The 15,130-nt window shown below is 42.1% G+C and carries 6 protein-coding genes; 2 read left to right on the forward strand and 4 right to left on the reverse strand.

Translation table 11 applies throughout. The annotated features are described in order from the left end of the window. Positions 1 to 36 precede the first annotated feature (36 nt). Together JMX93_RS12510 and purD are read right to left on the reverse strand one after the other, a co-directional pair. A complete protein-coding gene (locus tag JMX93_RS12510; protein ID WP_499204906.1) occupies positions 37 to 1,431 on the reverse strand; it encodes an ABC1 kinase family protein in 1,395 nt (464 codons plus the stop codon). Positions 1,432 to 1,729: 298 nt separating this feature from the next. After that, the gene (purD, locus tag JMX93_RS12515; protein WP_499204950.1) at positions 1,730 to 3,058 is read right to left on the reverse strand and encodes a phosphoribosylamine--glycine ligase; all 1,329 of its coding nucleotides are present in this window, start codon (positions 3,056 to 3,058) and stop codon (positions 1,730 to 1,732) included. Positions 3,059 to 3,516: 458 nt separating this feature from the next. Here purD and JMX93_RS12520 point away from each other — a divergent pair, with 458 nt between their 5' ends. Further along, on the forward strand, positions 3,517 to 8,364 hold the full coding sequence (locus tag JMX93_RS12520; protein WP_499204907.1) for an NAD-glutamate dehydrogenase: 4,848 nt from the start codon (positions 3,517 to 3,519) through the stop codon (positions 8,362 to 8,364). 120 nt (positions 8,365 to 8,484) lie between these two features. Here JMX93_RS12520 and JMX93_RS12525 read toward each other — a convergent pair whose 3' ends face one another. After that, positions 8,485 to 12,426: an AAA family ATPase gene (locus JMX93_RS12525; RefSeq protein WP_499204908.1), complete on the reverse strand. Its 3,942-nt coding sequence runs from the start codon at positions 12,424 to 12,426 to the stop codon at positions 8,485 to 8,487. A gap of 104 nt (positions 12,427 to 12,530) precedes the next feature. Continuing rightward, positions 12,531 to 14,105, reverse strand: a complete 1,575-nt coding sequence (locus tag JMX93_RS12530) for an exonuclease SbcCD subunit D C-terminal domain-containing protein (protein ID WP_499204909.1) — start codon at positions 14,103 to 14,105, stop codon at positions 12,531 to 12,533. A 282-nt stretch (positions 14,106 to 14,387) separates the two neighbouring features. Between JMX93_RS12530 and JMX93_RS12535 the strand changes: the two genes are divergently transcribed. Then, a complete protein-coding gene (locus JMX93_RS12535; RefSeq protein ID WP_499204910.1) occupies positions 14,388 to 15,053 on the forward strand; it encodes a DUF4377 domain-containing protein in 666 nt (221 codons plus the stop codon). Positions 15,054 to 15,130 lie beyond the last annotated feature (77 nt).

Here is a 15,130-nt window from a genome sequence, read left to right on the forward strand (position 1 = left end):
TTACTTACTATTAAAGAAAATTTACTTCAATTAAAACTATAAATAAGGTTTTACTAAAGTATCCGAATCAGTATAAGCATCAAGCACCGTTAGAAAAGTATAAGCACCAATAAATTTTCGACTAATAAACATAAATTCTTTTGGTGGTAAGTTAAACTCAAAAGACTGCATCGCTTTTGTAGCTTGTGTTGAAAGGCGAGAATGAAGTTTACTATTCGCCCAAATATAACGATCATCCTTATCTAGACAGTCGGCAGGAATGTCAGGGTTAGTCGCCGGATCACTAAACGGCTCGGTTGCCAATAAAAATAGTGACGCCATATCAGAGCGTACTTTATCACTCATACTATCAAAGAAATCATAACCCGTCATCGCAAGCATCATCGCCTGATGGTCATGGCGGTAGCCAGCTTTTAGTAAGCCATGCGCAATGGTTAAAAGGTTATTATCAAATTGACGAATAGCACCAAAATCTAGTAATACCAATTTGTCGATATCATCTTCATTTTCACTGACACGAACCAGATAATTACCGAAGTTGGGATCTGTCTGCATTTCACCCCACACAAAAATCTCTTGCATCATGATTTCGATGGCCGCCTGACCAATAGCGTTACGACGCTCATGAGGTAATAATTGTAATGCCTCAGAAACTACGGTAATACCTGGCTCATAAGACATACAGAGTAGGCGCTTTTTGGAATAAGTACGATTAATCTTGGGAACCACATAACGCGGATCTTTACTCAAGCGTTCATAAAAGCGTTCTGTCGTCGCGGCTTCAGCTTCGTAGTCCACCTCATGGTGAAGTAGGTCACGTATTTCTTCAAACCACGCATCGAGTGAACGGGTCTGCGGAACGATATTACTAACTTTTAATAATTGCTTAAATAAAGCAAGATCTGAGTTGATCGCATCAGCAACACCTGGATATTGAATTTTTAGTACAACTTGCTCGCCAGTCGCAATAACTGTGGCGCGATGAACTTGGGCGAGAGACGCAGTACCTATAGGAACCGTATCGATATCCAATTCACTTAATTTTTCGCCCAATAATTGTTGCAGGGTTTGTTGCATGGTTGACCATGATAATGTAGCGGTATCATCATTTAGCGTTTGCAAGGCACGTGTGATTTCTGGTGGCAAAATATGTTCGCCATAAATTGCTAACATTTGACCAATTTTGACAACCGAACCTTTTAGCTTACCTAGCTCTTCTGCGAGGTAGTTTGCTTGGGCCTCCATAAACACTTGGTTACGTGCTGTACGTGCTTCTTTATTTAAGAACATGCCAGACACACTATTACCCGCCCAACGGCGACCAATATTTAAGGAGGTTTTGGCAATCGACATTCGACGATCGAACCCTGAGGTTTTTAAGTTATCGATTGATTGCTTATTGCTAGAAGGTTTAGACGTATCATTTGCCATAAATATAATCATTCATCCAGTTGGTATTGATTTGTGGGTTCAAAACCTACAATACAAGGGAGATGCGATGTACGGGTACAAAATTGTATCATATAAAGCACATTTGGTTGATGAGCCTAAGCTTGCCAATAGCAGCTACTTTGTAAGACGCAGTATATATTCTCAGATTATAATCTTTGTAAAATGGATGTCAAAAAATAAGACCTAGCATGATGCTAGGTCGAATCATATAAGCTAAGAATCATTTGGTGCATTAGACTAAGGCTGGGAACAGCTCTAGCCTAATTTCTATTGGTTTCTAACTGTTTTCACGAGCAATGGCATGATGACCAATATCACGGCGATACTGTGCACCATCAAAACTAATAGCACCCGTTACTGCAAGTGCGGCTTGCTGAGCGTCTGAGATGCTATCTGCAAGAGCCGTCACGCATAAGACACGTCCGCCATTCGTCACCACTTCTTTTTCGCTGTCTATAGCATCGCTGTCAGAAAAGGCTGTGCCAGCATGGAAGACTTTGACAGCGTTGTCATTACTGGCATCTAGCTCTGGCAAGCCAGCAATCACATCACCTTTTGATGATGTTTCAGGATAGCCTTTGGAAGCAATGACAATACCGAGGGCAGGGCGGCTGTCCCATTGCGCATCACTAGGCAAGTGTCCTGCTAGACCTTGTGCAACCAAATCTACCATTGATGATTGTAAACGCATTAAAATAGGCTGAGTTTCTGGATCACCAAAACGGCAGTTAAATTCGATAACATAGGGGTCTCCAGCATCATCAATCATGAGACCTGCATATAAAAATCCCGTATAAGGGTGACCCGCATTATTCATTGCATCAACCACTGGCTGGATGACTTGGGTCATGACTTTTTCATGGACATCTTGAGTGACAACTGGGGCAGGAGAGTAAGCGCCCATACCGCCTGTGTTCGGGCCTGTATCGCCTTCAAAAGCACGTTTATGGTCTTGGCTTGTTGCCATCGGTAAGATGTTTTTACCATCAATCATACAAATAAAACTGGCTTCTTCGCCTTGCAAAAACTGCTCGATCACCACGCGGCTGCCTGCATCACCGAATTTATTGTCGGCAAGCATATCATCAATGGCCTCATGTGCTTGTTCGATAGTTTCCGCAACGATGACTCCTTTACCAGCGGCAAGGCCATCGGCTTTGATAACGATTGGTGCGCCATGTTCATCGATATAAGCTTTGGCAGCCACAGCTTCAGTAAAACCTTTATAGGCTGCTGTAGGGATATTGTTTTGCTCCATAAATTCTTTGGCGAAGGTTTTGGAGCCTTCTAACTGCGCACAGTATGCTGTTGGTCCCCACGCTTTAATACCAGCATCACGGCAGGCATCAACGATACCAGTGACCAAAGGCGCTTCTGGCCCGACGATGACCATATCAATGGCATTGTCTTGGCAAAACGCGATGATTGCACTATGTTCACTAGCATTCTCGTCTGCAGATTCTAAGACGACGTTTTGGCATTTAGGTTCAAGCGCTGTACCAGCATTACCAGGCGCGACGTAGACATTATTGACTTTATCGTCTTTTGCACACTGCCATGCTAGCGCGTGTTCGCGACCACCTGAACCAATCACCAAAATATTCATCATACGTCTTGCCCTTAGCATTAAAGTTAATTATGAGTTAGCCACACACTCTCAAATATACTGGCATATTCTAACAAAAAAGTCGTACCGATTGCCATGAGTATCCACTCGCCAGCAATTAATCGTCAAGAAAGAGTAAAACCTGTCTCATGAGTAAATGTTATCGACATGTTGCTGATTCATGAAATGATGTTGTACGCTTTAGCTGGCGCGCTATGTACGTTACACTTCACTAAATTAATGGTATTAAATCCCAATTGCGACATATTCCTAAAAATAAGGATGAAAAAAGGAGAGAAACTTAAAATATCAAGAAAAAAACAGAATAAATTGCGTAAATGGATATACTGCTCCGCAGCACCAATAATGTTCCATATATTTATGCGGTGCCATTAGTTAGTACGAATTAATAAACTTAAATAAATGATAAATCAAATCTATAAAAAAGGATGAAGGACATGCCAAACTCCCTCAGTATCGCAAAAGAGCGCATCAGCCAGATAAGCGATATTGCTACCAGTTATGTACAAAAAGACAAATCATTATTTGATCATTTTATTCATAGCTATTATCAGCCATTGCACGCAGAAGCAGCTGAGACCATCAGTAATGCTGACCTAGCGGGCATGGCACTACATCATTTTACGTTGCTCCAAGCCTACGATGGTAGCAAGCCACAACTGAAGGTGCTGAACCCCAAAGCAGAAGAGCAGCATTTTCACAGCTCACATACGGTTATTCAAATTGTCGCCTATGACAGACCTTTTTTAGTCGATACGATTTTGATGAGTCTTGAGGCTGAAGGTATCGATGTTCATCGTACTTATAACATCATTGTCAGTGTTGAGCGTGATGATAATGGTCATATTACCCATATTGAAGGTGCACATGAAAGCGCTACTTCGCATCTGTCTTTGATTCATTGTGAAATTGCTTATCAAAATGATGAGGATCTGGCTGCGCTACAGCAAATGTTATTGGCAAAAATTGATACGCTAGATACAGTCGTTGGTGATTGGAAGCAGATGCGTGCACAGCTGACGGATATCAAAGCTGAGCTATCAAAGAAACCATTACCAGAAGTCTTTTACTCGCAGCAAGAGATACAAGCGTTTTTAGATTGGATATTAGACGATCATTTTATATTCTTGGGTTACCGTGAATACCGTTTAGAAGGCGGGCAGGCTGTTGAAGTGAATTCTGAACCTGCTGATTTAGATTTGTTCGCCATTGGTAATAGCGGTCTTGGTCTATTACGCGGCGCTGAAGAAGACAAACTCTCAGAAAGTTTTAGCCAATTGCCAAAAGTATTAAAGCAACTATTGACTGAACCGCGAGTATTGATGTTGTCCAAATCAAGCCGTGTATCGCCTGTGCATCGTCCAGTATATATGGACTTTTTAGGTATTCATAAATTTGATGACAATGGTAAGCTGGTTGGTGAATATCGATTTATTGGTCTATTGACCTCACAAGCGTATCAACTGACTGTGCAACAAATCCCGCTATTACGTGAAAAAGCCAACAAGATTATGGCCATGGCGGAATTGCCACGTGACGGTCATGCGCACCATAAAATGATGCATGTGATTAACACGTTACCGCGTGATGACCTCTTTCAAGCCAGCGTAGAAGAGCTATATCCTATCGTTTCTGGTATTAGCCAGTTACAAGACAAGAAGAGTCTACGCCTATTCAGTCGTATTGATCATTATCAGCGTTTTGTCTCCTGCTTGGTCTATATCCCGCGTGACAAGTTCAACACTGAGCTACGTATCAAAGTACAAAATGTCCTAAAAGAAGCCTACGGTGGCACATCATCAGGTTTTACCACCGAATTTAATGAATCTGCTCACGCTCGTGTTCATGTCCACGTGCGTACGGTGCCAGGTCAGGTAAAAGATGTTAACACTGCTGAGCTTGAAGCCAAGTTGGCTGCGTTAATGCAATCATGGAGCGACAGCTATCAAAAAATGCTATTGGATAATGTGGGTGAGCAGCAAGCCAATGCTTTAAACCGTCGATTTTTGAATTATATCCCTGCCGCTTATCAAGAGCGTTTTGATGCCCGTACTGCGGTTGAAGATACCAAGCGTTTGGCTGTATTGACAGCAGAGCAGCCGATGATTTGGCATTTATACCAGTCAACGGGCGATGCTAGCAACCAACTCCACCTGAAGCTTTATGGTCGTGAACAGCCTGTAATCTTATCCAAAGTCCTACCAATCCTTGAAAATTTTGGTGTGTCTGTCATTTCAGCACAAACCTATGAGTTTGATCTGCCTGAGCAGCCCATTTGGATGCAAGAGTATGAGCTAACGTTAGAACATGTTGATACTGTCAACATGCAAGTGGTGCGTGGTCAGTTTGAAGACAGTCTCAAACAGATTTGGGCAGGACATGTTGAGAGTGATTCATTTAACGAGTTGGTATTGACGACCAATCTAGATACTTATGATGTGGTGGTGCTACGAGCCTTATCACGTTATATGATGCAAGCAAAAGCCCCATTCTCTAGTACGTATATTCAGCAAACTGTGGTAAAAAATAGCGATATTAGTGTGGCGCTAGGCTGCCTGTTTGATGCCCGTATGAATCCTAAGTACAGTACAGATGAGCGTACAGAAAAAACTGCGCAGATCCAACAGCAGATCACTGCTGCGTTGACAGATGTGGATAGCCTAGATGAAGACCGTATCTTGCGTTGGTACTTAGATTTAATTAATGCAATGGTACGCACCAATTTCTATCAAACCGATAGCAATGGTCAGCGTAAAGATCGCTTATCATTTAAATTTTTGGCAGCAGATATTCCTAATCTGCCAAAACCAAAACCGATGTTTGAGATATTCGTGTATTCGCCACGTGTTGAAGCAGTGCATTTGCGTGGTGGTAAAGTTGCCCGAGGTGGTCTGCGTTGGTCAGATCGTATGGAAGATTTCCGTACCGAAGTACTTGGTTTAGTCAAAGCACAGATGGTCAAAAACGCCGTGATCGTTCCGGTTGGTTCAAAAGGCGGCTTTATCGTCAAAACCAAAACCATGGCAGATGGTCGTGACGAATTCCAAGCCGAAGGCATTGCTTGTTATCAAGCATTCCTACGCGGTATGCTCGATGTGACTGATAATATCGTCGATGGAAAAATTGTCCCGCCAGCCAACACCGTGCGCCATGATGAAGATGATCCATACTTAGTGGTCGCAGCTGATAAAGGAACCGCTAGCTTCTCGGATATTGCTAATGCATTGTCTACTGAATATGATTTTTGGCTCGATGATGCCTTTGCTTCAGGCGGCTCGGTTGGTTACGATCACAAAGCCATGGGTATCACCGCACGCGGTGGTTGGGAGTCGGTCAAACGCCACTTCCGTATGCGCGGCATGGACATTCAGAACCATGATAACTTTACCGTGGTTGGTATTGGTGATATGAGTGGTGACGTATTTGGCAATGGGATGCTGCTCTCAACCCATACCCAGCTGGTTGCCGCATTTAACCATCTACATATCTTTATCGATCCTAATCCGGATGCTGCCACTTCATACGCTGAACGTGCCCGCTTATTTGATATGCCACGTTCGACGTGGGATGACTATGAAAAATCGCTCATCAGCCAAGGAGGTGGGGTATTCTCCCGCCAAGATAAGAGCATCACGCTCAGTGCCGAGATGAAACAGCGTTTTGATATCGCTGCAGACAGCCTTGCACCTAATGAGTTAATCAGTGCGCTGTTAAAATCGCCTGTTGATCTTATTTGGAATGGTGGTATTGGTACTTATGTGAAAAGCGTGAATGAGAGTCATGCTGACGTCGGTGACCGTGCCAATGACGCAGTACGGGTCAACGCTAATGAGCTACGTACGGCTATCGTTGGTGAAGGTGGTAACTTAGGCTTTACCCAGCAAGGGCGTATCGAATATGCACAAACGGGTGGTCGCATTTATACCGACGCTATCGATAACTCAGGCGGCGTAAATTGCTCAGATCATGAAGTGAATATCAAAATCTTACTTGGCAAAGTAGTCGAGCAAGGCGATATGACCTTGAAGCAGCGTAATGAATTGCTTGAGAGTATGACCGATAATGTGGCAGAGCTGGTATTGCGCCAAAACTATCTGCAACCACAAGCCATTGAGCTTAGCCACATTCGTGCAGCGGCTAACTTAAGTGATCATCAGCGCTTTATTCAGATGTTAGAAGGTGAAGGACGTCTTGATCGGGCGATTGAATATCTGCCATCAGATGAAGAAATTGCCAAACGTCAAAAATCAGATACTGGCTTGACCAACCCTGAGCTGGCAGTTGTCATGGCTTATGGCAAAATGTGGGTGTATGACAACTTATTATCATCAGACTTGCCAGATGATGTGTACTTTATCAATGAGCTGCGCAAGTACTTCCCTGATGAGCTGGCTACGCGGTTCTTTGATGAGATGACAGAACACCGCTTACATCGCGAAATTATCAGCACGTATTTGACCAATAGCGTGGTCAATCGTTTGGGCATTGAAGCACTGTTCCGCCTTTATGAGGAAACAGACCAATCGCTGGCGACCATCGTGCGTGGTTATGCGATTAGCCGTGATGTCTTCAATGTATCAAAAGCTTGGAAAACACTTGAAGCGCTGGACAATCAAGTCGATGCCAAATTACTGCTAAATCTTGAACTGCGTCTACGTGACGCGCTTGAGCATGGTGTGGTTTGGTTTATCAATGCCTTTGGTCAAGACTTGCAAGTCGCTGACATGATCAGTCGCTTTAGCGATAGTGTTGAGAAATTAACCAAATCAGGTGGCTTTATTGAGCAACAATTTGCAGAATACTTGCAAGAAGACACAACTAGCCTGATGCAGAATGATTTGTCTAATAGTGATGCCGCATTGTTTGCGATGCTGCCTTATCATGTTGATGCACTTGATGCCGCACTGCTCGCTGAGCAATATGAGCGTCCTGTTGATGAGATTGCAACGTTGTACTTTGATGCCTATCACGTCTTGCAGTTAGATTGGATGATGGACAATATCGCCACTTTACCACAGCAAGATTACTGGGATCGCCGCGCGCGCCATGCGTTGATGAACGAGCTGTCACGTAGTCTACGTCTACTGATGGATGCCATATTATCTAAACCAGATGCGAAGCAAGCATTTGGTGAATGGCGTTCACGTCACTTAGATCATTTGGAGTCAGTCACTACAGAGATGAGCAAGTTAGATCAGCTTCATGCTAATGATGCAGACAGTAAAATCAGTCTGTCTACGCTCTCAGTACTAATGAGTGAGCTAAGCGGTTTAGTGACTAAGTAACTATTCATTGAGTGAAAAACAAGATAAACGTCTTTTCAAAAAAACCACCGTTATTAATTAACGGTGGTTTTTTATTGTCTGGCTAAGCGTGAAAGTTCGACTCTTGATGACCGCTTTAACTTACGAGGCTTTTTCATTAGTAATATTGACCACTCGGCGACATCCTTGACCACTGATTTGGCTAAAACCACCGGAGATTTTTTCAACCTTGATTTGAGTCAAGATGCGATCTTTTAACGCCTGTACGTGAGAGATAATGCCAATAAGCTTACCTTCTTGTTGTAAGCTCGTTAAAGTGTCGAGCGCAATATCAAGCGACTCCTCATCAAGCGTACCAAACCCTTCATCCAAAAATAGTGAATCCACGCGAATGTTGTGACTCGCCATCTGCGATAACCCAAGTGCGAGCGCCAAGCTGATAATGAATCCTTCGCCGCCCGATAGATTCTTAGTACTGCGAATATCACCGCCTTGATAGTTATCAATCACATTAAGCTCAAGTGGATTGCTGTCATCATGAATGAGCAAATAGCGGTCACTCATTTTTTGCAATTGCGTATTAGCATGGCTAATCATGACTTCAAACGTTAAGCCTTGAGCAAAGGTACGATATTTTTTGCCATCAGCAGAACCAATTAACGTATGTAGCTGCTGCCAAACTTGTAGTTTTTGTTTTTGTTCATCGATTGCAATCAGCTGTGCAGCTTGTTGCCCTTTTTGGCTGTCGTTATCCTTGAGCTTTTGGTCAATCGCACCAATTTTTTGACTTAACTCATCGATATCTGTCTGTATTTGATGATGCTTGCCAGCAAGTGTTTCTCGGCCTTCATCTGTCATAGGTGTGGCAAGTTTTTGCTCTAATGCTTGCTGAGTATTATTTAACTGCAACTTAGCTTGTTGTAGGGCATTATCAATCGCTAGTTTACGTATATGTAATGCCTCACGCTCTTCTTTAGGCAGACGCGCACTCAAAAAATCCGCCTCATCGACGAAATTTGACTCTGCGAGTAAGTTAATAAAAATGCTGTCCTGTGTATTTACGGTAGTAGTCGCCGACTGTCGTTCTGTGGCTAGCTGTTGCTCTCTGATCTTTAATTGCTCTAAAGACTGCTGTATAGAATCTAGCTGTCTTTGCGCTATGATTTGTTTGGCTTTAGCTTCATCAGCAGCGCTGCGTAACTGGTTTTCTTCATGGTCTGTATCTTTATCTGCGAATAGCTCTTTTCTGGCTTTCTTTAATTGTTCGATATCATCTGTTTTGTTATCAATTAATTTCTCTAATCCTTTGATTGCTGTCTCATCATTGGCGAGCTGTGCTTGCTTACTCTCAATATTCGCAGTCAGGCTGCTCAGAGTATTTGTGAGTTGCTGTTGGCGGCTACTTTGCTCGTGGTGATATTGCTTTAACTGCTTCAAAGCATTACGTTGTGCCCGCAATTGGTCAATATGCTCATCATAATCTGCGCTTGCTAATACTGCTTGCTTATGAATACTTTCAATGAGTAGCTTCAGTACGCCTTGAACGTCAGTCGCTTTGAGCTCTATAGTTAAATGATTCTCGTATTTATCCGTTGGGTACTTACTCACCAAAGATGAAATATTGGTCATCATGGGTATTAGCTCAGAAAAATTAGTGGCAATCTTATCTTCGACACTTTCAATTTTTTGAGTATTTAGCTTGATATCAGTGGTTAGATTATTAATGTCGCGACTAAGTAGCTGTTGCTGCTTTTCATCGACTTCGATGGCAATACTGAGCGTTGCAGCACTTTCAGCTAGGTTGTCATATTTGACTACTATCGTTTTAAGAGACTGTTTATGCTCAGTCAGTTTGTGTTTGATGGTGTCTAATAAGGACAAGCCGTGATCAATATTAATATCAGTATCGTTCTTAATCTGCGCAAGTGGATTGATAATTGCCACAGTCGATTCCGAATAACTATTTTCAGTGTTAAATAGCGAGGAAAGGTTAGACTGAATATCAGCGTTTAAGATTTTAGATTGCTGCTGCAAGGTCGCTAACTGCTGCTGTTGATTATTGATGGCTTCTTTTTTGGTGGCATGGTCGATATGATGTTTAGATAAAGTCTGCTCAAGATTGTCAATAATAGTGTCTAATTCAGCTATGTGCTGCTGAGTTAATTGCGCCTTAGTCTGTTTTATTGTAGACGACTGGTTTTGCTCGGCATTGCCTTTGGAGTTACTATTGTCTAATAGTGGATGATGTTTACCATAAGGATGCTCATGTGCGCCGCAAAGCGGGCAGGGCGACCCATCCTCTAGCTCTACTATATAATCTTCAAGCTTAGCGACCTTTTGTAGTAGATGTAGATGCTCTTGCCTATCTTGTTTTTTGATCTTAGCGTCTTGAATATCGGACTGGTGACTAGCAATCAATCCTTCTAAAGTCTTAAGCTCTTGATTCAGTTTGGGTAACGTTGCGTTGATGTGTTGAATTTGGCTGGTACGCTCAGACAGCTGTTCTAGCTTAATATTGGCTTGCGCAATCTGGGTGCTGATTTGATCAATTTGCTCTTGCTTGCTACGCATATTAGCAATGGGCTGGTTTTGAATGAGTATTGCTTGTTGCTGTTGTACGTTGGCAAGTTGCTCACGCTGTTGTGTTATTAATAACGTATCAGCGTCTTGCTGCTTAGATAATTTATCAAAATCAGCTTGTAGCTGGCGAGCTTGATTGCTATAGGTAAGTTTGTCCGCTGTTAGGTTGGCATTATCTTCCAACAGCGCCATTAATTGGCGACAGCTGTTATCAAAGTTCTCCATATCTTTATCAAGATCATTTAGCTCTTGGTAATCGTGAAAGTGCTTTTCTATACTGCTAAGCTGAGCCTTAGTCTTCTGCTCTATTTGTCCATGGCTGGCTATTTCTTGGCGTAATCGTTTCTTACTATTGACTAATAGGTCTTTACGTTGATTATCATTGAGTAAAGAATAAGATTGCTGCTTTATATCAGCATCCAATGCACGCGTCTTTGCAATGACAGGCAAGGTGGTCTGGAGGTTGTCCCTGGCTTGCTTTGCAATGGTATTGATATTCCCTAAATGGGTTGAAGCTTGTGCCAGTACTTCTTGCTGAGCTGGAATCTTATTAAGCAAATCTTGCTGATCGAGATTCAATCTCTTGACCGTGTCTCGGCTATAGCTAAGCTCTCGAAATTGGCTATCAATCTCTAAGGCTTTATTAGCCACTTCTAAGCGCTGCGCTTCTGGAATAAAGGTTTGCTGTGCCTGCTGCGCCGCTGTAAAATCGGTCTGATAGGTTGAGAGATTTTGCTGTAGCTGCTGAACACTATCCAGCCACTGTAGCTGTTCACTTAGGGTTTTGAATGTTTGGCGCTGTGTGCTCTGCTGCTGGTTAAGGCTCTCTAAATCAGCTTTCAGTAGCTTTTCGTCTTCAATACTTAATAACGATAAGCTATTCACGCCTACCTGTAGCTTGCCAAGTATGTCTTCCTCAAAGCGTTTCTTTTCATGAACGTTTAACGATATCTTGGCATAAATAGCAGTACCCGTTATTTTCTCTAGAATCGCGGCTCTATCACCGATGTCAGACTTTAAAAACGCGGCAAAACTGCCCTGTGCGAGCATGATGGAGCGCGTAAATTGATTAAAATCCATGCCGATGAGGTTTTGTATATAGGCGGAAGTTTTGGACTTTTTCTCTTCTAAAATCTTGCCGGTCTTCACCTCGCTAATCTCATGCTTAATCGGTAATAAATTGCCCTTGGCTTTTTTGTGGGCGCGATGTTGGTACCAGTAGCATTGATAACGCTTGGAATCAATCTCTATAATGACTTCTGCAGAGCATTCGCCCGTACCTTGGGTCATTATTTCGTTCGTTGAACCAGTGATATCGCCCAGTCTTGGCGTCTGGCTATAGAGTGCTAAGCAAATCGCATCCAATATGGTCGTCTTGCCAGCACCCGTTTGCCCAGTAATGGCAAAGATGCCTTCATTAAGAAAAGCAGGGTCACTAAAATCAATGTGCCATTCGCCTTTTAAAGAATTCAAATTTTTAAGTCGTAGTTCAATCAGTCGCATGCGCAGGTCTTATTTTTATAGGTAGTAATAATAAAAGGCAATAATGAGAAATGAAGCCTTTATTCTAGTTAGCTTCGATCAAAAGCGTTTATGATTAAATAATACTATTCAGCCTGAGTGTCTTCATGACGTAAGTTATAAACTATTTGATCATAGGCGTCACGTAAAGATGATTTTTGCTCATCAGGAATATTATGAGCGGCTAGGCAGCGCTCAAACACTTCTTCCTCATTTAAATCTTGTAGCGTCTCAGAGATCTGCTGTTGGTTAAGGACTTTATTATAGGTACGCGTGTTTTTAATTTTTAACACTTCACACGGCAAATTATCTACCATTGCTTGGATATGCTCACGTAACTCGCTGATAATCTCCTCACCCGTATAAATAATTTCTAGCCACACAGACTCTGTTGCGTCAAGAGATTGAATGACTTTATCTATAGCCTGATTAATGCACTCCAAATCACCTGAAACTTGTGCTAACTTTTGAAATTTTGGAATAGGGAGGGAGATTACCTGCATCTGCGTCAAATTATCGCGATGCAGTATTTTGTTGGGAGTATCGAGATTGTTAGGCATTGATTGGTTGTTTTGATCTTGCTGATCAGGGATGTTTTCTATAGCAGCAGTTTTTGTCACCTCATTATTTTCTGATTGCTCGTCAAAACCAAACAAGTCATCCATAAATTCAGTCGTCTGACTGGCTACTTTTTTAGCGGCTTTTTCTACTGATTTTTCAATCGTGGTAACCGTATTGGCAAGCTGCGGCATAATGCTTTCAGCTGTACTATTTGATGCCAATTCTTGATTACTAACATCATTTTCTATTTCACCAAACTGCACCAGCAAAACTTGCTTTTGTTGCTTAGCTTCACCAAATCCCATCGCGATTGGCGAGCCTGAATAGCGAATGGTTTCACGCCCACCGACACGCTGCGGCACGTGCAAATGCCCAAGTGCGACATAGTCAAAACTTTCATCGAACATGTCAGCAGAGATTTTGCCGAGTGAGCCGACATAAAGCTCGCGAACACCATCATCATCGGTGGTAGTACCGCCAGCCGCAAATAGATGCCCTGTAGCAATGATAGGAATGCGATGCTGGTGTAATTCGATTAATTGAGTCTGTTTGGCTTTGGCAATGCTAGCTACTTCATCATAATGGGCACGAATGCCTTTGATGACATTGTTATCTTTGCTATCTGCGGACTCGCCAGCACTACTGCTACGGACATCACGGTCACGCAAATAGGGGACAGCCGCAATAATGCAATGTGGTGTGCCGTCTACATCATCTAACACCATTACCTCATCCTTCAAGTCTTCACAAGCCGTACCAATAACATGAACATTTAAAAACTTGAGTACGTTACTTGGTGCATCTAAAAAAGTAGGGGAATCGTGATTGCCTGCGACGATAACGATATGTTGACAGCATGATTTTGAAACTTTTCCTAAAAATTCATAATATAACGCTTGGGCTCTATTGCTTGGGGTCATGGTGTCAAAAATATCGCCAGCAACGATTAATATATCCACTTTCTGCAGGCTAATGGTGTCTTGCAACCAACCTAAAAATGCTTCAAATTCATCATAACGCATGCGTCCATAAAGCCTGCGTCCCAAATGCCAGTCGGAGGTATGGAGGATAGTGAGAGGTTTGGTAACGGATACAGGCATAATTGAACTTCATAATGAATAAAAGACAGCGATTATTCTAGCAAGAATTGGTGGGTTTTGCTTTGCTATAAACTTACTAGTAAAGCAAAGTAGATAAGAATGAGTAGTGACATTTAGCCATAATTTAAATAAGAATAACTTAAAGCATGATAAATTTTTTTAATGACTTATATTGCTTATAGCAGAAATGACTAGTACGAAAATCACACAGCATTACTTAGTATGCAAATGTATTAACAAGGCATTCATCAGTAATATATAGATTATCAACAAGGGTATGTTATGTCGTTTATCAGATTATGCACATTGGCTTTAATTGCCACTTCCTCTTTGGCTGCTTGCAGCAGTTATGAGCAAGCAAATATGAATAATGAAACCAGTGTAAGTCAAATGAAAGATAGCAACACGTTTATCCATTCGATTAAACCGAGTCATTCTGACGCAATCATTGGTCAGGTGACTGGTGTCATCTCGCAAGACAGAGAGCAGCAAAAAGTTACTATCGTGGCGCAGGATGGACAGATTTATACAACAGACATCAGTAAAGCTAATTTTGCTCAGAAAAATGCCCATCAAATGCAGAAATTAACTATAGGCGATTATGTTGAAGTGATGGGAGAGCAATCGACATCACAATCAGGCTTAGTTAGTAAGCACCAAATTACTGTCCATGCGATGCCTTATGTTTTACGTAAAATCATCATCGCTGACCATCAAGTAGACTGTGTCGGTGTTGCGCCGCAATCATGCTTACTAACTAAGCCTGCTGAACAAGCCATCGCAGACTGGGAGTATCGATATAGCGGTATAGAAGGTTTTGATTTTGAACCTAATTATGAATACATTTTGCTCATTAAAAATACACCTATTAGCAATCCGCCTGCTGACGCATCATCAATTCATAGCACGCTAATAAAAGTCATTGAGAAACAAAAGACCAAATCTTAATTATTAAAAACGAACAGCTCATAAAAGATCAATAGCGTTAAATATAAAAACCTACCAGCAATTAAGGGTAGGTTTTT

The sequence above is a fragment of the Psychrobacter muriicola 2pS genome (genome assembly GCF_904846535.1).
Taxonomy (GTDB): domain Bacteria; phylum Pseudomonadota; class Gammaproteobacteria; order Pseudomonadales; family Moraxellaceae; genus Psychrobacter; species Psychrobacter aquimaris.